Below are 24,348 nucleotides of genomic sequence, written 5' to 3' on the forward strand. Positions count from 1 at the left end.
ATTAAAGAGATAAGGTAATTAATTAGATTTTAATAGACCAAAAAAGATGCAGACGTTACTAAAAAAGATAAACAAGTTTAATATCAAACTGGATTACGTAGACGAAAAATTAGACATTCAGGCTCCAAAAGGAACGATGACCAAAGAGCTATTGGATGAAATTAAACTGCATAAAAATGAGCTAATAGAATTTATTACCCTGCATAGAAAAGCCGAAAAACAAATATTTATATCCAAAACGTCTCAGAAAGAAGGGTATGTTTTATCCTCATCGCAACGCAGGCTTTGGCTGTTAAGCCAGCTTGACGGTGGTAATACGGCTTATAATATGCCAAGTATTTTTAAGGTAAACGGTAAACTCGACAAAGAGTCTTTGCAAGCTGCTTTTAAGGCAGTTATCGAACGTCATGAATCGTTACGCACTATTTTTAAAGAAACAGAATCTGGCGAGGTGCAGCAAATTATAGTACATCCTGAGGCTACCAATTTTTTATTGCAATACCAGGATTTAAGCAACCAAACAATATCTAAGGAAACGATAGAAGAACTTATTCAAAAAGAAATCGACTATTCATTCGATTTGTCATCAGACTCTTTGGTACGTGCCAAATTAATAAAAAGAGCTCCTGAAAGTTATGTTTTTATTTGCTTAATTCATCATATCGTTAGTGATGGATGGTCTTCAGGAATACTTACCACAGAATTATTTACAATATACGATGCTTTTGTAAACCAAAAATCTAATCCGCTGCCCCCGTTAGAACTGCAATACAAAGATTATGCAGCATGGCAACAAGAGCAATTAAAAAAGGATACTATTGAAATTCATAAAACCTATTGGTTGCAAAAATTTCAAGACGAAGTGCCGGTGCTCGAAATTCCGGCTCAGCACCTAAGACCCACCATAAAAACCTATAACGGCAAATCGATCAAAAGATTTTATGACCAGCAAATACTAAAAGATTTTGATGCTTTATGCAAATCTCAGGACAGTACTTTGTTTATGGGACTTTTGTCTGCGGTAAAAATTTTGTTTTACAAATATACCCATCAAACTGATATTGTAATTGGAAGCCCAATTGCAGGAAGAGAACAAATCGAATTGCAAAATCAGATTGGTTTTTATGTCAATACACTTGCCCTAAGAACACAATTTGCAAAGACAGACAGTTTTAAGGAAGTATTAAAAAATGTTAAACAAGTTACCCTTGGCGCTTATGAGCATCAGGTTTTTCCGTTTGATGATCTGGTAGAAGCCTTGCCGCTAAATCGTGATATAAGCCGCAATCCGCTATTTGATGTAATGGTGCGAATTCAGGAAAATGCCGCAAAAAGCTACAATCAGGAGTTATCAGGAATTACAATTCTCGAATATGAACCGGAAGAAGATAATTCGAGCAAGTTTGATCTTGAATTTGCTTTTAAAGAAACGGATGGAAAACTGGGTTTATACCTGTTTTTTAATACGGATATCTACAGTACAAAATTTATAGAAGAGGTATCCAGCCATCTCGAAGTGGTACTAAAAAGTATTGTCGAAAATCCCGATACAGCTATTGCTTCATTGGCGTATTTGACCGAAACCGAAGAACACCAAATTTTATCCGGCTTTAATGATACTGCTGTAACTATTAATAAAGAAGCATCGATCATAACTTTGTTTGAAGAACAAGTTCAGAAAAATCCAAATCATATCGCCGTACAGTTCGAAGAAACGGCACTTACCTATCAGGAACTAAACGAAAAAGCAAATCAGTTTGCCGCTTATTTAATCGCAAATTATGCGATTGAAGCAGATGATTTTGTGGGTGTAAAATTAGAAAAAAGCGAAAAATTAATTATTACCATCGTAGGGATTCTAAAATCCGGAGCTGCGTATGTGCCTATAGACCCGCATTATCCACAAAACCGAATCGATTTTATAGAACAAGACAGCAATTGCAAAGTAGTTGTAGACGATCCGGAACTGGAGAAATTTGAGAACGTTCAGGAAAAATACCCTGTTGACAATATCAATGTCCACATAAAAAATAACAGTCTCGTTTACCTGATTTATACCTCTGGCTCTACAGGTCAGCCTAAAGGAATCATGATGGAGCACATTTGTATGCTCAATCTGATCCTTTTTCACAATGAGGAGTTTAAAGACGAAAATGTTCAAAAAGTACTGCAATTTACAAGTATAAGTTTTGATGTTTCATTTCAGGAAATTTTTTCAACGCTCTTATGCGGAGCTACTTTATATCCTATTAACGAAGCGGCAAAAAAAGATTCTGAAGAGCTGTCTTTCTTTATCAAAAACAATACTATAGATACTATTTTCCTGCCTACTTCTTATTTTAAGATTTTAATGAATTTTAGTTCCTTTTATTCCTTACTCGAATCAAATGATATAAAAAACATTATTGTAGCCGGAGAGCAACTAACATTGAATGAAGATGCTTTAGAAAAAATAAAAAATTCTAAAACAAACCTTCATAATCATTACGGTCCTGCCGAGACTCATGTGGTTACGACCCTAACACTAAAAGACAAACACTTAATCGCAAATCCGTCTATTGGCAGCGCAATAGCAAATACCCAGCTTTATATACTCGACGATGCAATGCAACCTGTTGCTATTGGCATAACCGGAAAATTATACATTGGTGGTTTAGGAGTTGCGAGAGGCTATCTGAACAGAGCAGAACTAACCACAGAAAAATTTATACCAAATCCTTTTACCGCAGGTTCCCGCTTGTACGATACCGGAGATTTAGGAACATGGTTGCCGGATGGTAATATCGAATTTAAAGGACGAAAAGATCATCAGGTTAAAATAAGAGGATTTAGAGTAGAATTGGGAGAAGTAGAAAATGCGATTTTGCAATATTCTGAGGATCTAAAACAAGTTATTGTAGAGGCAAAAGAAATCGATCAGGTAAAAGTTTTGGTTGCTTATTTTGTATCTGTAACCGTAATAGATAAATCTGATTTAAAGATTTTTCTACAAGACAAGTTACCGGATTATATGTTGCCTGCTTTTTTTATAGCACTGGAAACTATGTCGCTAACGTCTAACGGAAAAATAGACCGTAAAGCGTTGCCTGAAATTCAGGCCCAAGACCTTATAAAAAGAGAATATGTAGCACCAGAAAATGCTACCCAAGCCAGTTTTGCCCTGATATGGCAAGAAGTATTGGGAATTGACCGAATAGGAATTACAGATAACTTTTTTGATCTGGGCGGACACAGTTTAATTGTTGGGCAGGTTATTAACCGCATTTACAAACAATTAAACAAAACTGTAAATTTTAAAACCTTTTTTGCAAACCCAACCATAGCCGCATTAAGCAAAGTAGTGCACGAATCTTCGTTTGTAGCGATTCCTAAAGCTATCGAAGCATCCTCATATCCTGTAACCGCTTCGCAAGGTCGATTATGGGTTTTGAGCCAGCTCGAGGGAGGTTCACTTGCTTATAATATGCCCGCAGTTATTGTACTAAAAGGTATTGTTGATGTAGATAAATTTAGAGAATCGTTTCAGTTATTAATAAGTCGTTACGAGATTCTAAGAACTTACTTTAAAACAAGCGATCAGGGAGAAATTCGCCAATATATAGTTCCTGCCAATCAGGTAAATTTTGATATAACCCTTAAGGATTATAGCCAGACCAGTAATCAGGAAGAAGTGGTTGCCCGGTATTTGAAGGAAATTAACAGCGAACCTTTCCATTTAGAAAAAGCACCGCTAATAAGAGCTTCGTTGCTTCATTTGAAAACAGCAGAACAAGTGTTTTTCTTGTCCATGCACCACATTATTGGAGATGGCTGGTCGATAGAATTATTGATGTCTGAGGTTATAAAAGTTTATAATTCATTGTTGCAGGGACAAAAAATTGTGCTGCCGGAATTATCCTTACAATACAAAGATTATGCGGTATGGCTTAACGAAGAATTACAGCAGGAAAAAAATACCTTATCAGAGGAGTATTGGTTAAAACAGTTTTCAGGAGAGCTTCCTATACTGAATTTACCAAGTTCAAAAACACGTCCGTTAGTTCAGACTTATGCCGGCGACAGTCTTTCGTACAGATTTTCGGGTTCGTTTTTAGAGCAGTTAAAAGCGTTTTCAAAATCGCATGATGTTACTTTATTCATGACCCTGATGAGTGGTATCAATGCATTGTTGTATCGCTACACCGGCAATGATGATATTATAATTGGTACTCCGGTAGCAGGCAGGGAACATCCGGATTTAGAGAATCAGTTAGGTTTGTATTTGAATACACTTGCCATACGATCAAAAATAGCAGAGCAAAACAGCTTTCTCGATTTAGTAGCCGTACTAAAAGAGAATTTGCTTGGAGCTTACGAACATCAAAATTATCCTTTTGATCTTTTGGTGGGAAAACTAAACCTGAAAAGAGATACCAGCCGATCTGCTTTATTTGATGTTCTGGTGATTTTGCAAAATCAGGGACAATTAAATAATATAAACAACGAAGAACTGCTTAGCCTTCAGGTAAGCGATTACGAGTTTAAAACCAAGACCTCTAAGTTTGACCTTAGCTTTACTTTTGCCGAAGACGAAGAATTAATCTTAACCATCGAATACAATACAGATGTTTATGATGCCCATTTGATCGAACGCATGTTTGCCCATTTAGAGAATCTCTTGACCAATTGTATAGCGCAACCAGAAACTGATATTCTTAAAGTTGCTTATTTAACCCAGCAGGAAAAAGATCAGGTACTTACTCAATTTAATGCCACAGCAGTAGCCTACCCAAAAGAAAGTACAGTTCTCAATTTATTTGAAACACAGGCACAAAAAGCGCCGGACAGCATTGCTGTGAGCGATGATCAATTTTCGTATACCTATAGAGAACTGGACGAATTATCCAATCAGATTGCTGCTTATTTAAGCACAGAACTTGGCGAAAACGATAAATCTTCGATAGCAGTAATGCTTACCAGATCATCAAAACTTATCGCCGTATTGTTGGGTATTTTAAAATCAGGAAGATCTTATATACCATTAGATCCTAAATTTCCTGTAGATCGACTGGCCTGGATTATATCCAACAGCGAAGCAAAACTATTAGTTACAGAGAATAGTATTGAGGTTGATTTTGAAGAAGGCAAAATTGATAATGTAATTTATACAGAAGAGTTATTTAGCAAATTACCGGACACAAAAGCAAAAAATCAGCTTAAAGTATCGCAAGACGATACCGCTTATATCATTTATACATCCGGTTCTACCGGCAACCCAAAAGGGGTAGAAATTGGTCATGGGGCATTAGTTAATTTTTTGTTGAGTATGGCTCATAAACCCGGAATAAACAAGGATGATATCTTGTTTTCGGTTACTACATATTCGTTTGATATTTCGATTCTCGAGTTTTTCTTACCCTTAATCACAGGCGCAAAATTGTATGTGGCAAGTCATGAAACGTTGATCGATTCCGGATTAATTATAGACAGAATAAGTGCTGTAAAGCCAACAATACTACAAGCAACTCCAAGTTTTTATCAGATGTTATTGGATACCGGCTGGAAAGGAAGCAAGGAATTGAAGGTACTTTGTGGCGGGGATTTACTGAGTGAGGCTCTTGCCGAAAAATTGGTCGATCATACTCTGGAAGTCTGGAATATGTACGGACCAACCGAAACTACGATCTGGTCCAGTGTCAAAAAAATAGAGCACCCAAAAGAGGCTTCGAATATAGGTAAACCCATCAACAATACACAGTTTTATATACTCGATCAATTCCTGAACCCTAAACCGGTAGCAACAGCAGGATCGCTGTATATCGCCGGAGACGGTCTTGCCAAAGGATATTATAAAAATGAAGTTTTAAGCAAAGAAAAATTCATTAAAAACCCATTTAAAGAGAACAGTTTAATCTACGAAACGGGCGATGTGGGCAAGTGGAATGAGAAAGGCGAAATCGAATTTTTGGGCAGGAATGACAATCAGGTTAAAATTCGCGGATTTAGAATAGAACTGGGAGATATCGAAACCGCAATACTGCAATATTCGAATGATCTAAAACAAATCGTTGTCGCCGTAAAAGAAAATAGCGGACAAAAATTTCTGGTAGCCTATTATACAACTACTGCCGAGATCGAAAAAACGGACTTAAGAGATTTTCTAAAAGAGAAATTGCCGGAGTATATGATTCCTGGTTTTTATGTATCGCTCGAGGTTTTGCCCCTAACATCAAATGGTAAAATAGACAGAAAAGCGCTGCCCGAAGTAGTGCAGGATGATATTATAAAAACAGAATATGTTGCTCCGGGAAATGATACTGAACAGAAACTGGTATCGATATGGCAGGAAGTTCTGGGAATTGACAAAATAGGGGTAACGGACAATTTTTTTGAATTGGGCGGAAATAGTCTGGTTATAGTTCAGGTTATAAATCAGGTTTTTAAAGAATTAGGTAAAAAAATCTTATTTAAGGATTTCTTTTCTGATCCTACAATTGAAAGATTATGCAAGAAGTTCATCGCATCAGATTATACAGCAATACCTAATGTTCCGGTGTCGGGATCTTATCCTGTATCCTCTACTCAAAAACAATTATGGGTCTTAAGTCAGTTTGACGGCGGTTCATTGGCGTATAATATTCCGTTGGCATTAAAAATAAGCGGAAACTTAGATATTGATAAACTCGAAAAGTCTTTTGACAGGCTTATAGAACGTTACGAAATATTAAGAACGTATTTTAAGCTGAGTGATTCGGGAAATATTGAGCAGTTTATTGTAGATAAAAAAGAGATTGATTATAAAATTGAAGTTGTTGACTTTTCATCAAAAAAAATGGAAAGAACAGAAATTTCAGATTATCTAAATAATATCAATGCCCAACCGTTTGATTTGCAAAATGCGCCCTTACTCAAAAATGTATTGATAAAGACAAACGAAAAGGAGTTTGTATTTTTCTTTTCGATTCATCACATTATTGGAGACGGACAATCGTTGGAAATTATTATCAGAGAGATCTTAAAGGTTTACAACCAGTTAAATAAAGAAGGTATTGAAGAGGTTAGGGACTTAAAAATTCAATATAAAGATTTTGTTTCCTGGAAAAATAAGGAAACTGAAAATTATATAAAATCCGAGCAATATTGGCTGGAAGAGTTTAAAGGAGAATTGCCAACGCTTGACATACCAACTTTTAAGAAACGACCTTTAATTAAATCGTACAACGGAAATAAAAAATCGTATCAGTTTTCGAATGAATTTTTGAATGATACCCTGCTTTTTGCCAAAAATAATGATGTTACGTTGTTTATGACTTTATTATCCGGTTTCAATTTGTTTTTATACACCTATTCAAATCAGCAGGATATAATTTTAGGTACACCATTTAGCGGAAGAAGTCATCCGGACTTAGAAAATCAAATCGGATTGTTTATTAATATTTTTCCAATAAGAACCAAAATTAATGTTGAGGGGACTTTCAAGGATTTACTGACAGATCAAAAAGCCAATATCCTGAATTCGATCGAGCATCAAAATTATCCGTTAAATGATTTGATCGAAAAATTAAATATTAACAGAGACACCAGTCGCTCAGCATTATTTGATGTAATGATGGGTTTAAATACAGAAATTCAAAGCATTGATTATACTGAATTTAAAGAATTTAAGATCGAAGATTTTAAATTTAATAAGCAGTCATCTCAATTCGATTTAAATTTTGTATTTCATAAATATGAAGCTTTTGGACTAGACATAGAATACAATACTGACGTTTTTGAAGAATTTGAAATTGACAGAATGTTCAAAGATTTTCAAAATATTATGAATAAGGCATTTCATAATCCGGACTTGAATATCAAAGGATTTACAGAAAAAGATAAAGCAATTAAAAACCGAAACATAAATAAACTTTCTAATTTTTCAAAAAAACAGTTATGATAGACAGAATTAATAAATTAAAGAATCAGGATCATAAAAGAGTCAATCTGGAAGAAAGTGTAAAAGCTACTTTTTTTGATAATAAAACATTTCCATTAGTAATTTCTTCTGCTAACTCAGGATATAGCTTAAAAAATTGGTTATCAGAAAACAGTAAAAAATTTGAAACCGATCTTTTAAAATATGGTTCTGTATTGTTTAGAAACTTCAGGATTAATTCGATTGAAAAATTTCAGGAATTAATGACCATTTTTCCTAAAGAGCTCTTAGAATATAAATTTAGATCGTCTCCAAGGTTCGAGTTGGTCGAGAATGTATATGTGTCTACAACTTATCCTGAGGATGAAACAATCAATATGCACAGCGAAAACTCTTATGCTGCAAATCCTCCGGCAAGAATCGTATTTTGTTGTATTACCGCTGCAGAGTATCGTGGAGAAACGCCTATTGCAGATAACAGACTTGTTCTTGAATATATAAGCGAGCCCCTGAAGAAAAAATTTAAAGAAAAAGGAGTCTTATACCGTAGAAATTTAAACGGAGTGCTGGGATTATCCTGGCAGGAAGTTTTTCAAACCTCAGATAAAACAATAGTGCAGCAAGAATGCGATTCAAACGGTATTAACTACACCTGGGTAAAAGAAAATGAGCTTGTACTAACCTGGAAAAAAGAGGCCATTTGCCAGCATCCTGAAACTAATGAATGGGTTTGGTTTAACCATAGCTTATTTTTTAATAAGTACATGCTTCATGAAGATTTTCTAAATTCTATTGATAGTGATGATGAATTGCCCAATAACACTTTTTTTGGTGATGGCTCAGAAATTTCAAGAGACGAAATCTTAGAATTAAAAGCAGCGTATCAAAAAGCAACTATCGAATTTACGTGGATCAACGGAGACGTATTGTTCTTAGATAATTTACTTTTTTCTCATGGCAGAAATCCATACAAAGGAGATCGAAAAATTATCGTCTCAATTCTATAGTCTGTAAACAGGACATCAATAAAAAATAAATTTTAAAATCACATAAAGGTTATGAGTATGAATGATAATATTGTAGGCTATGAATTATCTGAAAACCAAAAGAATTTATGGAATGTTTCAAAAAACAGTCCTGACTTTTTTTACAATCAAGTTATATTGAATGTAAAGAGTAATTTATCTATTGATGATTTTTTAAATGCGTTAAATGTTGTTATTAAAAACAATGATGTTTTAAAATTCAGGTTAGTTCAGGATTCAAACTTCACATATCCATTTCAGATAGAGTCAACTGATACTGCTGTAGTATGGCACGAAATTGAGTTGGACACTAATACTGTTGAGGCCAACTCTGTTTTAGATTATTCATACAACCCCTTGACGGATAATCCTGTCAGAGTTTGCTTTGCAAAAGAAGCCGGACAATTAAAACAAGTGGTTGTAAGACTTTATTCTTTATGGGGAGATGCCTACAGTTGCCTTTATTTATGTGATGAAATTGGTAAAATAATAGTATCAGACAAAAAGGAAGATATTCAGGATAAGGAAACAATTGATTACGCCAGTTTTAGCACCTGGCAAAATGATTTAATAAATGAACCTGAACGTGAAGCGATTGTATTCTGGAAAAATTATAATTATCAATTAACAAATACTTTAATCCCTTTTTCTAACGAAGCAGCTTCTTTTAGACCTGAGAAAAAACAAATTGGGACTATAACAGGGGATGATTATCTTAAAATTAAAAATTATTGTCTGACAAACAATTGCCAGATTAAAACTCTTTTTTTATTAAACTTTATCTCGTATCTGTTTCAGTTCTCTGAAGATGAACTGACTATTGGTTTATCAGGATTTAAAAGAGAATATACAGAACTTGATGCTACTTTAGGACTTGTATCGAAGAATATTCCTTTGAAAATCAGTAAGATAAATGAATTTGGTTTTGCCGAAGCAGTAAAAAATATAGAAACACAAATTGAATTTGTACAAGAGTGGTCAGATTTTTTTACTTTAAACAGAGGCGATGCAACTACACGTTTTTCTAAAACAGCCTACTTTAATTATTGTTTCGAATTTATCGATTTGGCTACAACTTTTCCCGAAGCCACTGATCTGTTTGAATTTAAGGAGTTGTATGCTATTCAGGATATTTTTGATCTGAAAATTTCCTGCATAGATTCCGGCAATTCATTTTCTGTAGCGTTGTATTATAACCAGGAATCTTTTAATGATGTAGCTATTGATATTATTTCAGGACAGTTTCAAAAAAACTATTTAGCCCTGATAGACAATACAAACTTTGAGATAAGCGATATAGAAAAAAGTATTATTGAATCGTCGAATAATACGCATGCAAATTTTCAGGAATACAGTTCTGTAGTACAATTATTTGAGCAACAAAGTAAACTTTTTCCGGATCGCATTTCTTTATTTAATGAGCACACTCAGCTCAGTTATTCTGAGCTTCAAACACGATCTAATCAATTTAAAAATTATTTGATCGAAGAGCATAATATTAAAAAAGGTGATGCAATATGCATTGTAGGCGAAGGATCAGAATGGCTCATAACTTGTATTTTAGGAATCATAAAAGCGGGTGCTTATTATATACCTATTGATAATAAATATCCAAAAGACAGAATAGAATATATTATAAATGAATCTAATTGTAAGGTTTTAATCAGCGATCCTGCTAATGAAATTGTCAATGCCATTTCTCACATCGTAAAAATAGATCCTTTTAATCCCGAAATTTATACTACAGAAAGAAAAAATTACCCAATCGAAATAAGACCCGAAGATTTAGTTTATTGCATCTATACTTCAGGTTCTACAGGAAACCCAAAAGGGTGTATCATTAGCCATTCCAGTTTATTGAACTATATACAATGGGCAAACGAATATTATTTTGAAGGTTCTGATTGTGGAAATTGGGGATTAATTACTTCTATTTCTTTTGACTTGACTGTAACATCAATATTTACGAGTTTAACAAGAGGAAAAAAATTATGGCTGGGTGATTTTAAAAAAGATATTAACGACTTATTGATTGAAGCCTTTAGTAATTCTCAAATAGATACTCTAAAACTTACACCGGCACATATTTCGCTTTTAGGCGAATTGGAAATTAAGAGTTCGACCATTAAAAAAATAATTTGTGGCGGCGAAAAATTACTAAAATATCAGGTAGAAGTATTAAAAAGCATTAATAACGAAATAGAAATTTATAATGAATACGGACCTACAGAAACTACTGTTGGTTGTAGTATTTATGAAGTTAAGTCATCGAATGAGGCTATTACGATAGGCAAACCTATTGCTAATACAGCAATTTATATCCTAACCGATACTAAATTGTATGCGCCAATAGGTGTGAGCGGAGAAATCTTTATTGGCGGTTCAGGACTGGCACAAGGATATCTGAACCGATTAGATCTTACTACAGAAAAATTTATTGTAAATCCTTTTATCAACGGCGAACGCCTGTACAAAACCGGAGATATAGGCAGGTGGTTGCCTGATGGTACTATAGAATATCTGGGCAGGATAGATGATCAGGTAAAAATTAGAGGGTATCGAATAGAACTTGGCGAAATCGAACAATTTATCTCGAATCAGGATTTTATAAACCAATCTGTTGTTATTGTAAAAGAAAGAGAAAACGAAAAGTTTCTCGTTGCTTACTATGTGGCAGAAAAAGAGATAGACAAAAAAGTACTTCAGGACAATCTAAAAAAGGTTTTGCCGGATTATATGGCACCAAGCTATTATGTTCAGCTAGAGACAATCCCTTTAACCTCAAACGGTAAGGTAGATCGAAAAGCTTTGCCGGGAATCGATAAAAATGATTTAATAAAGGCCGAATATATTGCAGCCCGAACCACAGAAGAAGCATTACTGGTACAAATCTGGGGAGATATTTTAAAGCACGATTCAATAAGTATCAAGGACAGTTTTTATAACCTGGGAGGAGATTCTATCAAATCGATATTAGTAGTTTCAAGACTTAGACAAAAAGGATATTCATTAAAAGTAGATCAGATATTACGCAATCCCGTACTCGAAAACCTGGCTAAATTAATAGAAAGCAATACACAATTTATTGATCAGGCAGAAGTAAAAGGGAGCGTTGTACTCACACCGGTTCAGAGAGATTTTTTTGAGAATGAAACCATCACCAACAAAAATTATTTTAACCAGTCTGTACTCTTAAAAAGTAACCAGAATATAGATCCGATTATACTGGAGCGTTGCATCGCTGCTTTGGTTTTGCACCATGATGCTTTAAGAATGGTGTATACTCCTGAGCAAGGTTCATGGCAACAATACAATGGCGATAGTTCAGAAGCGCATTATAAAATTAATTTTTATGATTTACAGGAAGATTCAAATCAAGTAGAATCTTTAAGTACAATAGGGGCACAATTACAAGCTGGTTTAGATATTAATTCAGGAATTTTATTTCAGGCAGGACATTTTAGAATGTCTGATGGGGATCGTTTGGCATTAATTATTCACCATCTCGTAATCGATGGAATCTCCTGGCGTATTTTATTAGAAGATTTGTCGAATTTGTATGAAGCGTTTCAAAATAATAGTGTTTTTAGTTTACCCTTAAAAACAGATTCTTTTCAGCGTTGGGCATCACTGCAACAAGAATATGCTTTGAGCGACAAAATGCAACAAGAACGTTTGTATTGGGAAGAACTTAGTAAAACCCCGATTGCGTTATTGCCAAATGACCGTAAATTGGGCGAAGATTCTAAAACCAGCCAATCCAAAGGTTTTGTTCTGGATGCAGCGATAACCCAAAAACTGCAAACCCAATCTCATCAGGTTTATAATACAGAGATCAATGACATTCTTCTAGCGAGTTTAGGACTTGCAATACGCGAAGTTTTTGACGTAGAAAAGACCGTTGTAAAGATGGAAGGACATGGGCGTGAAGACATTATTGACGGAGTAGATATAGGACGAACAATAGGATGGTTTACCAGCTTATATCCTTTTATTTTGGATGTTTCAGAGACAGAAAATCATGTATTGATATCTGTTAAAGAAGCATTGCGTAAAATACCAAATAAAGGAATTGGTTACAGTATTTTGAAATACATGGATAAAGATTTCTCTAATGAATTGATTCCAAGTATTCAATTTAATTATTTAGGGGATTTTGGCAACAATGCAGTTGGCAGCAACAAAGACGCTCTGTTTAATTTTTCATCAGAAGATATAGGTCCATCCGTAGCAGCATCAAATAAGCAGAGTGAAGTATTATTGGATGTAAACGGAATGATGGTTTCAGGCGAATTAAGCTTGAGTATCAATTATTCATCTCATGCATTTAGTCCTGAAACTATAGAAAAGCTGGTAATTTCATACGAAAATCAATTGCGTGATTTAATAGAAGCATTGACAAGTATTGAAGAAAACCATCTAACACCTTCTGATCTAACGTTTAAGGGTCTTGCATATAAAGAATTAGCAGCATTAAATAAAGAAAATAATGTAGAGGATATCTATGAGCTTTCTCCTTCGCAGCAAGGAATGTATTACCATTGGCTAGTAGACAATTCGAGCCCAATGTATAGTATACAAACCTCGTACAGGTTGCATTTTGAAGATTTAGCGATTGATACCGTCAAACAAGCTTATGAGCAATTAATAAAAAGATATTCTATTTTGCGTACAAGCTTCTCTAACAGTTATGGCGGAGTCCCTTTGCAAATAGTTCATAAAGCAGCTCCTGATACATTTTCGTACGAACAAATTTTAGAAATAAACGATCAGGACGCCTATTTGCATCAGGTCAATGTCAACGATAAATTGAAAGGTTTTGATTTTGAAACTCCTGCTTTAATGCGCTTAAAAGTACTGGAATTAGCAGCAGGACAATACGAGTTTCTCTGGAGTTATCACCATATTCTTATGGATGGTTGGTGTATAAGTATTGTAATCAATGATTTCTATAGCATTTTGTCTGCTATAAAAAATAATCAGGAACTTAGTTTACCGGAACCCATCAAGTATTCAAACTATATTAACTGGTTATCTAAGATTGATAAAAAAAGTGCTCTGGGATACTGGAAAAATTATTTAAAAGATGTAGCGTCCATAACTCAGATTCCTTTTCAAAAAAAGAAAGCAGTATCAGATAACGTTGTAACGTTTAAGAGTCAAAATTTTAATGTCGAAGGCGAATTGTTTCAAAAAATAAATCAGGTTTGTCAGGAACTGGAGATCACACCAAATACTTTTATACAAGGTGTTTGGGGTTACTTGCTATCGTCCTACAATAATACAAATGATATCGTTTTTGGCTCTATAGTTTCAGGAAGACCCGGAGACCTCGCAGGAGTAGAAAACATGATAGGATTGTTTATGAATATGATCCCTGTAAAAGTGTCCTATTCGAGAGGCGAGACTATAAAATCATTCTTAAAAAAGATGCATTCAGAGGTACTAGAAAGTGCCCCTTATCACTATTTTAATTTGTCTGAAGTACAGTCGCAAAGTAGTTTAGGAATGGATTTGATTAATAATTATATCGTATTCGAAAACTATTTTATTGAGAGTTCCAGAGAGCATCTGGCAGATGAAAGTTATACTAAAAGTGAATCAAACATCGCTTTAGAAAGAATGATTTATACAGATCAGTCCAATTATGATTTTAGTATAATCGTGCTGCCATCAGCAACATCATTTGATATAGAATTTAAGTATAATTCAGATTTATTCGAGTTAGAAGCAATTCAAAATATTGTATCTCATTTTAGTACTGTAACAAAACAATTTAGCGATAAAAACGACATATTATTAGAAGATATTACATATCTATCTGAGCAAGAGCAACACCAATTGTTGGTAGACTTTAATGCAACGGCAACCGTTTATCCGGGCGATAAAACATTCGTAGACCTTTTTGAAGAGCAAGTAGCCCGAACACCAAACCAGCCTGCCATTGTTAGCGCAGACGAGCAAATAAGCTATAAAGAACTCGATGCAGTATCGACCACCTTATCAAAAATCCTGCGCAAGGATTATGCCATAGCAAAAGGAGATATGATTGGTGTACAGCTCAATAGAAGTCCTTGGAGTATGATTTCGATTTTGGCCATCTTAAAATCAGGCGCCGTATATATCCCAATCGATTCAGAACTGCCAACCAATCGCAAAACTTTTATCGCTGAGGATACCGCCTTAAAATTATTGATAACCCAAAGCTCTTTTATACCCGAATTAGATTTTTATCAGGGAGCGGTTTTAGACATTACCCAGGATTTTGATACAACACTTTATCACGATATTACTTTAGATCCTGTTGCCTTAGAACCTCATGATCTGGCGTATATCATTTATACCTCAGGATCAACCGGTAACCCAAAAGGGGTAATGATCGAACAAAGTTCCCTGACCAATTATTTGAGTTGGGCAAAAGCCTATTATTTAGGTCAGGAGTTGCAAAACACCAACTTTGGACTCTTTACCTCGTTGTCATTTGATTTAACGATTACCAGTTTGTTTTTGCCGCTAATAAGTGGCGGACATCTCAAAATATTTAAGGCAGAAGACGATGTTTTAACCGTACTAAAAGACTATTTCGAGAGCGATTTGTCTTGCATAAAACTAACACCTGCACACATAAGTTTGCTGGAGAGTTTAGAGATCAAATCAGACCAAATAGAGATTGCGATCGTTGGAGGCGAAGAACTAAGAAAAGATCATGTTGCGATTTTAAAACGTATCAACCCATCGATAAAAATTTACAACGAATATGGCCCGACCGAAGCTACAGTAGGTTGTAGTATCTATGACGCTACACAAGCAGAGCAGGACATCACCATTGGAAAACCAATTGCCAATACAGCAATCTATATTTTAGACGAGTTCAACAACCTGCAAGGCACAGGAGTTATAGGAGAACTTTGTATAGGAGGCGCCGGATTAGCAAGAGGATATCTAAACCGTAGTGATCTAACCACCGAAAAATTTATTGCGAATCCGTTTGTAGCAAACGAGCGCATTTATAAAACCGGAGATCTGGCCAGATGGTTGCCAGACGGTTCGATCGATTATTTAGGACGAATCGACAACCAGATCAAAATACGCGGTTATCGCATTGAGTTTGGAGAAATCGAAAGCAGTATTTTTCAATATTCTGCTGCCGTAAAACAAGTTGTTGCCGAGGTAAAAGTTATCAACGACGAGAAAGTAATTGTGGTTTATTACGTTTCAGAAACCCCAATAGACAAATCAGATTTAAGAGCCTATTTGTCACAAAATATTCCGCACTACATGGTACCCGGTTTTTATGTAGCGCTGGATGCTTTGCCTATTACTTCAAACGGAAAAGTAGATCGAAAAGCCCTGCCGGAGGTAACAGGCGTTGATATAATTAAAAAAGAATACCAGGCACCCCGAAATGAAATCGAACAAAAGCTTGCTGTAATCTGGCAGGAAATTTTAGCGCTGCAAAAAATAGGGATAAGCGATAATTTTTTCGAACTGGGCGGAAACAGCCTTTTAGTTCTTCAGGTATTTAATAGAATAAAACTCGAACTGGGCAAAAATGTAGCTTTTACTATATTTTTCGAAAACCCGACAATAGCATTTCTAAGTACTCAATTGCAGGATTCAGAATATGTTAGAATTCCTCAGGCACTAGTTTCAGAATCATATCCGTTGAGTAATTCCCAGCAAAGATTTTGGTTGTTAAGCCAACTCAAAGGTGGCGGTTTAGCCTACAATATGTCTACAACAGTACAGCTTACCGGAGTAGTCGACCAAGCTAAATTTCAGCAAACCTTTGGATTCTTAATGGAGCGCCATGAGATCTTGCGAACAGCATTCAGAACCAATGAGCAGGGAGAAGTTCGCCAGTACATCATAGATCCGTCAGTATTAGAATTTACAATTCAGCAAAAAGATCTTACAGGGCAATCAGGGCAACAAAATGGGGTAGCAGACTATTTGCAGCAAAGTAACAGTATCCCATTCGATCTGGCACAATCGCCACTTTTGCGCGCCAGCATGATTCGTCTGGACAACAACAGTCATGTATTTTCGATCACCATGCACCATATCATAGGCGATGGCTGGTCTATAGAATTGTTAATCTCAGAGATGGTACAAGTCTACAATGCCCTTGTAGAAGGACAAACTGTAAACCTGCCCGAACTGCCAATTCAGTATAAAGATTATGCCCAATGGCAGAACCAGGAATTGCAACAAGACAAAAACCAACAATCAGAACATTATTGGTTAGAACAGTTTGCAGGAGAATTGCCTGTTTTAGAGCTTCCAGGTTTTAAAGCACGTCCAATTGTACAAACCTATAACGGTGAGAGCCAAAAGCACAGTTTTGGAAAAGAACTGTTAGAAAAATTAAAGAAATTTTCAGAAACACAAGATGTTACCCTGTTCATGACCCTGATCTCCGGCATCAATGTATTGCTTCATAAATATAGCAGCCAGGACGATATTATAATTGGAACTCCAATAGCCGGAAGAGAACATCCGGATTTAGAGCACCAGATAGGCTTGTATCTCAATACACTTGCTATTCGTACCCGCATACAAGCACAAGATCAGTTTTTGGAGCTGTTAGCAGCACAAAAACAAACCTTATTGAAGGCGTACGACCATCAAAATTATCCATTTGATTTGTTGGTAGGTAAATTAAACCTGAAACGTGATACCAGCCGTTCGGCCTTATTTGATGTTATGGTTGTGTTGCAAAACCAAGCACAGCTTAACACTCTCAATAACGGAGACAGTTTGCAGGGATTACAAGTTCAAGCGTATGATCTCGAACAAAAAACCTCAAAACTGGATCTCGAATTAACCTTTGTAGAAACAGCAGACGGCTTATTGCTAAACATCGTTTACAACACTGATATCTATGGTCAGGACCAAATACATAAAATATTTAAAAACCTCGAAAATGTATTCGATCAGGTTTTAGAGCAACCTGCAATCCAGCTTCAGGATATCACATATCTATCTGAGCAAGAGCAGCACCAATTGTTGGTAGACTTTAATGCAACGGCAACCGTTTATCCAGGCGATAAAACATTCGTAGACCTTTTTGAAGAGCAAGTAGCCCGAACACCAAACCAGCCTGCCATTGTTAGCGCAGACGAGCAAATAAGCTATAAAGAACTCGATGCAGTATCGACCACCTTATCAAAAATCCTGCGCAAGGATTATGCCATAGCAAAAGGAGATATGATTGGCGTACAGCTCAATAGAAGCCCTTGGAGTATGATCTCGATTTTGGCCATCTTAAAATCAGGCGCCGTATATATCCCAATCGATTCAGAACTGCCAACCAATCGCAAAACTTTTATTGCTGAGGATACCGCCTTAAAATTATTGATAACCCAAAGTTCTTTTATACCCGAATTAGATTTTTATCAGGGAGCGGTTTTAGACATTACCCAGGATTTTGACACAACACTTTATCAAGATATTACTTTAGATCCTGTTGCCTTAGAGCCTTATGATCTCGCGTATATTATCTATACCTCAGGATCAACCGGTAACCCAAAAGGGGTAATGATCGAACAAAGTTCCCTGACCAATTATTTGAGTTGGGCAAAAGCCTATTATCTGGATCAGGAGTTGCAAAACACCAACTTTGGACTCTTTACCTCGTTGTCATTTGATTTAACCATTACCAGTTTGTTTTTGCCGTTAATAAGTGGCGGACATCTCAAAATATTTAAGGCAGAAGACGATGTATTAACCATACTAAAAGACTATTTCGAGAGCGATTTGTCTTGCATAAAACTAACACCGGCACACATAAGTTTGCTGGAGAGTTTAGAGATCAAGTCAGACCAAATAGAGATTGCGATCGTTGGAGGCGAAGAACTAAGAAAAGATCATGTTGCGATTTTAAAACGTATCAACCCATCGATAAAAATTTACAACGAATATGGACCAACCGAAGCTACAGTAGGTTGTAGTATCTATGACGCTACACAAGCAGATCAGGACATTACCATTGGAAAACCAATTGCCAATACAGCAATCTATATTTTAGACGAGTTCAACAACCTGCAAGGCACAGGAGTTATAGGAGAACTTTGTATAGGAGGCGCCGGATTAGCAAGAGGATATCTAAACCGTAGTGATCTAACCACCGAAAAATTTATTGCGAATCCGTTTGTAGCAAACGAGCGCATTTATAAAACCGGAGATTTGGCCAGATGGTTGCCAGACGGTTCGATCGATTATTTAGGACGAATCGACAACCAGATCAAAATACGCGGTTATCGCATTGAGTTTGGAGAAATCGAAAGCAGTATTTTTCAATATTCTGTTGCCGTAAAACAAGTTGTTGCCGAGGTAAAAGTCATCAACGACGAGAAAGTAATTGTGGTTTATTACGTTTCAGAAACGTCAATAGACAAATCAGATTTAAGAGCCTATTTGTCACAAAATATTCCGCACTACATGGTACCCGGTTTTTATGTAGCGCTGGATGCTTTGCCTATTACTTCAAACGGGAAAGTAGATCGAAAAGCCCTGCCGGAGGTAACGGGAGAAGATCTGATTAAAAAAGAATATCAGGCACCCCGAAATGAGATCGAAGAAAAATTAATTGGAATGATTGCCAATATTTTGAATTGCGATGAGAACGAAATCGGAATTAACGATAATTTCTTTGACTTGGGAATGAATTCTTTGACGTTGATAAAAATGGTCAACTTAATAAAAATGGAATTAAAAACCGAGGTTACAATTTCGATGCTTTTTGAGTTTTCGAATGTGAATCGCTTATCTGATAAAATTTTTAATTTGATAAGTGCCCAGGTAGATGATTTATTTGACAACAGCGAAGATTATGTCGATCTGTCTCAGGAGACAGAGGATTTTTTAGAACAATTTATTGATTAATTAATTAGATTTTTATGAACAGAGAATCCATAAAGAAAGATATTGCTATTATTGGTATATCCTGTAAATTTTCGCAATCAGAGAATATAAATCAGTTTTGGAAAAATTTAAAAGAAGGAAATGAATTAATACAGTTTTATACAGATGAAGAGCTTATTAAATCCGGAATTGATCCGGCGGTATTAAGCCATCCGGATTTTGTTAAAATAAAAACTTTTATAGAAAACTCAGACAGTTTTGATTATCCGTTTTTTTCATATACCAAAGATGAGGCGAATTTAATGGATCCTCAAATCAGGGTTTTGCATGAACAGGTTTGGCTTGCAATCGAAGATGCAGGTTATAATCCTTTGGCCTATAAGGATAAAGTTGGAGTCTACACCGCCGCGGCAGATAATTTTAATTGGGTGGCACATAGTTTAATGAGTGATAATAAAAATATTGATCCTTTTTTCTTATCCCACATCAACAATAAAAATTTTATCAGTACCCTGATATCTTATAATTTTAATTTTAAGGGACCAAGTATTGTTATAGATTCTGCATGCTCAAGTTCATTAACAGCAGTACACCTGGCCAGTAGAGCATTGTTGCTAAGAGAGTGTTCTCTGGCAATTGCCGGAGGTGTGCACCTAAATACAAGTACTACAAAAGGATATTTTTATCAGGAAGGAATGATTTCGTCCAAAGACGGTTATTGCCGAACCTTTGATGAAGAATCGTCAGGAACTACAGAGGCAAACGGAGCAGGTATTGTGGTCCTGAAAAGATTAGAAGATGCGATAAAAGACAGGGATAATATTTATGCTGTTATTCGTTCTTCGGCAATTAATAACGATGGAAAACATAAAGTAGGTTATACCGCACCAAGTATTGCCGGACAATCAGATTGTATAAAAATGGCGCATAAGTTTGCTAATATTCCGTACCATACAATATCTTATATCGAAGCTCACGGAACAGCAACCAAACTGGGAGATCCTGTCGAGATCGAAGCGCTTAACAGAGCATTTGATTATGATACGACTTACAAATGTGCAATAGGATCCTTAAAATCAAGCACAGGACATTTGGGTCATGCAGCTGGAATAGGAGGATTTGTAAAAACAACACTCGCGCTAAAAAACAAAATTATACCGCCTTCCTTACATTACAAAAATTCGAATCCTGAAATTAATTTTAAAGGAGGTCCATTTTATGTCAATACCAAAGCGACAGCATGGTTGCAAAAAGATGCATTGCCGTTAAGAGCGGGAGTAAGCAGCTTTGGGATAGGCGGTACGAATGCACATGTAGTTCTGGAAGCATTTGATCCGGATAATAAACCATCAGAATCGAGACCTTTTCAGTTAATTTCATATTCTGCAAAAAGTTTAAAATCTCTAAAAAATTACACACTTAAACTTAAGAAATATGCAGATAATGAGTTGTTTAGTCTTCCTGATTTAGCGTATACCTTAAACACAGGAAGAGAAGTGTTTAACTATAAAAAGTTTATTGTTTCGAAAAGTAAAGAATCTTTATCCACCAGTTTAAAAGATACAATTAGCAGTAATGCGACGCAATTTACAACTCAAAAAGACAAGAAGAACCTCGTTTTTATGTTTTCAGGGCAAGGAAGTCAATATTTTAAAATGGGGAAGGATTTATACCAACACGAACCTGATTTTAAAATGATAATGGATCAGGGTTTTAAAATATTACTGGAACGTACCGGCGAAAATTATTTAGAAATAATAGGCTATCATGTAAACGATACCGTAGATACAGACCTTATAAATAATACAAAGTATACACAACCCCTTCTTTTTTTAATAGAATATGCTCTTGCTACTGTTTTATTAAAATGGGAAGTACAACCTAATTATATGATAGGTCATAGTTTAGGCGAGTATACAGCGGCTTGTATTGCAGAAGTATTTTCGCTTGAGGATGCTTTAAAATTAATTGTAAAAAGAGCACAATTAATGAGCGATTTAGATCAGGGCGACATGATTGCAGTAGCAGCAACAAAGGAAGCAATTGCTCAAATATTGCCTGCAACGCTCTCTATTGCAGCAATAAACGCTGAAGATTCATGTGTTATTTCGGGTAATAAAAATGATATAGAGGGCTTTGTAGCGGTATTGAATTCTAAAGAAATTGCATATTCAGTACTAAAAACTTCTCATGCATTTCATTCAGAGATGATGGATCCTATTTTAGAAAGCTACAAAGAAGAACTGGCACAAGTAACATTTTCGAATCCTAAACTGCCGTTTATCTCGAATTTATCCGGAAAAGAAATTCTTGATTCAGAGGCAACTTCTCCTGAATACTGGATTAAACATTTAAGAGAAACAGTTCATTTTAGAGATGGATTAGACTTTTTACTGGACCAGAACACTTGTATTTTTATCGAAATTGGACCAGGTAACACATTGTTGAAATTAGCAAAGCAAAATAAAAAATACTCCAACAAGAATGCAACAATAGAGTTGTTAAGGCATTATAAAGAAGTTATCGACGATAATGAGAAATTTACAACCGGTATAGGCGAAATCTGGAACCAGAATATTAAAATCAACTGGGAAAAGTATTATTCGTTAGAACTGCCCAACAGAATCTCGGCACCTACTTATTGTTTTGATCATTATAAGCTTGATTTTATAGTCGACCCTTTTCAAAAATTAGTCAATAAGCAAAGCATTCATGATATAAAACCATCTCACGAATGGTTTTACATGCCTGCCTGGAAAAATACATTTTTGATTAAGAAAGAGGAAAATAGTACTGAAGTCAAAAAATATTTAATTTTTTCTGATGGGGGCAAATTGATTACAGCTATAAAAGAAGAACTTGAAAAAAGAGGAAATGCTGTATTTGAAGTTAGAAAAGGACAGATTTACAGTCGTATAGAAAAACAATTATCGATAGTTAATCCGGCGGACGAAAATGATTTCATCTCCTTATTTAAAGACTTAGAGAAGGACAATACCCGTTTTGATCAAATTATTTTTAACTGGTCTTTTCAGGATGAAAGTTATAAATCTGTAGGAGCAACTTTTTCGATCTTTAATAGTCTGTGCAAAAACAGTATAGATCATTTTCCGGAACACAAAAAAAAGATCACAGTTTTGAGCGAACTAAATCATGAGATTTTAGGTCACGAAAAAAGAAATAACACCATGATATCAGCTATCAGGCAACTTTATGTGTGTTCTCAGGAAAATCCAAATATTTTTAGTTGTAGTATTGATATCAATCAGGAGATTATTGATAATCAAGTTGTTTCAAGGGTTATAAACGATATAAACTTTAACTACTCTGATACTACTATAGCCTACAGAAATACAAACAGATGGGTCGAATTTTATGAGCAACTGGATCTTGATACAGTAAACAAAAATAAATATCTGGGGCATAATAAGACTTATTTAATCACGGGAGGATTAGGAAAAGTGGGTAAAATTCTGGGCAGTTACCTAAGGGATACGTACAATTCTAAAATTATCCTTACCGGTAGAAAATCTCTGCCCTCTGAGGATCTATGGGATGCTCTTTTACAAAACCCGGCAACAGATAATGGTATTGCAGATACGATTACAAGTATTAAAGAACTCAGAAAAGAAAACAGACAATTTTTTTACTACACCGCAGATGTTTCTGATTTTAATTCTTTTAGCGAAGTGGTTCGTAAGATAGAAAACGATCACGGAACGATCACGGGAGTTATTCATGCTGCCGGAAATGTAGACGATGCTACTTTTAAACCTATTGAAAATCTAAATAGCGAGATCGCCGTAAAACAGTTTTTGCCTAAAGTAAACGGAATCATTAATCTGGAAAAAGTATTTGAAAATCATGCATTAGATTTTGTATGGATTACGTCGAGTTTAGCATCGATATTGGGTGGCTTAAGTTTTGGAGCTTACTCAGTTGCAAATGCTTTTATGGATTCGTTTATAAATGACAAAAAGCAAGAATTAAAAAACTGGTTTTGTGTTAATCTGGATGGAATTAACGAAAGCAGAATTGGCAATGATAAGCTAATCGAAGTATTCGAAAAATCATTTGCGATTGATTTTTATCCTCAGGTAATAGTATCGGTAAAAGACCCTAATTTATTCAAATTAAATCAGGACGTCGCACCCGAAGAAACGGTAGCTGATGAGATTGATCTCGAAATAGACCGAAATGATTTAAGCGAAGATTATGTAGCGCCTGAGACAAAAACCGAAATTATTATCTGCGAAATGATTGAGTCTTTTTTTGGACATAAAAACATAGGCATTCTCGACAATTTCTTTGATATAGGAGGCGATTCGCTTAAAGCAATGACATTTATACGAAGAATCAATAAAGAATTTAAAGTAGAGGTAAGCATTCAGGATTTCTATTCGAATCCAACCATAAAAGACCTATCCAACGAAATTGATCTGGCGATAAAAGTTATCAGTATCAAACAAAATGCAAAAAGAGAAAATACACTTACGATATAATTCAAAAATTAATATCGCATTACCACATAAAACAACCAAACAATTAACTGTCGAAAATAAA

Annotated in this window: 4 protein-coding genes; all 4 read left to right on the forward strand. The window is 35.4% G+C overall.

The features are described 5' to 3' along the window. Positions 1 to 46: 46 nt before the first annotated feature. The 4 genes from B0A64_RS03855 to B0A64_RS03870 are packed head-to-tail and all read left to right on the forward strand — an operon-like array spanning position 47 to position 24,287. Positions 47 to 7,915, forward strand: a complete 7,869-nt coding sequence (locus B0A64_RS03855) for a non-ribosomal peptide synthetase (protein WP_089478226.1) — start codon at positions 47 to 49, stop codon at positions 7,913 to 7,915. After that, complete coding sequence (locus tag B0A64_RS03860) at positions 7,912 to 8,901, forward strand: TauD/TfdA family dioxygenase (protein WP_089478227.1); 990 nt, start codon at positions 7,912 to 7,914, stop codon at positions 8,899 to 8,901. Before B0A64_RS03855 ends, B0A64_RS03860 begins: the two co-directional genes overlap by 4 nt. Positions 8,902 to 8,958: 57 nt before the next feature. Continuing rightward, complete coding sequence (locus B0A64_RS03865; protein ID WP_165769753.1) at positions 8,959 to 19,806, forward strand: non-ribosomal peptide synthetase; 10,848 nt, start codon at positions 8,959 to 8,961, stop codon at positions 19,804 to 19,806. Positions 19,807 to 19,820: 14 nt separating this feature from the next. Beyond that, positions 19,821 to 24,287, forward strand: a complete 4,467-nt coding sequence (locus tag B0A64_RS03870; protein ID WP_089478229.1) for a type I polyketide synthase — start codon at positions 19,821 to 19,823, stop codon at positions 24,285 to 24,287. Positions 24,288 to 24,348 lie beyond the last annotated feature (61 nt).

It is taken from the genome of Flavobacterium araucananum, from assembly GCF_002222055.1.
Taxonomy (GTDB): domain Bacteria; phylum Bacteroidota; class Bacteroidia; order Flavobacteriales; family Flavobacteriaceae; genus Flavobacterium; species Flavobacterium araucananum.

What these genes read in the sequence shown, in the direction of transcription:
- B0A64_RS03855 (WP_089478226.1), top strand. Translation starts at nt 47, where the DNA reads ATGCAGACGTTACTAAAAAAGATAAACAAGTTTAATATCAAACTGGAT.
- B0A64_RS03860 (WP_089478227.1), top strand. Translation starts at nt 7,912, where the DNA reads ATGATAGACAGAATTAATAAATTAAAGAATCAGGATCATAAAAGAGTC.
- B0A64_RS03865 (WP_165769753.1), top strand. Translation starts at nt 8,959, where the DNA reads ATGAATGATAATATTGTAGGCTATGAATTATCTGAAAACCAAAAGAAT.
- B0A64_RS03870 (WP_089478229.1), top strand. Translation starts at nt 19,821, where the DNA reads ATGAACAGAGAATCCATAAAGAAAGATATTGCTATTATTGGTATATCC.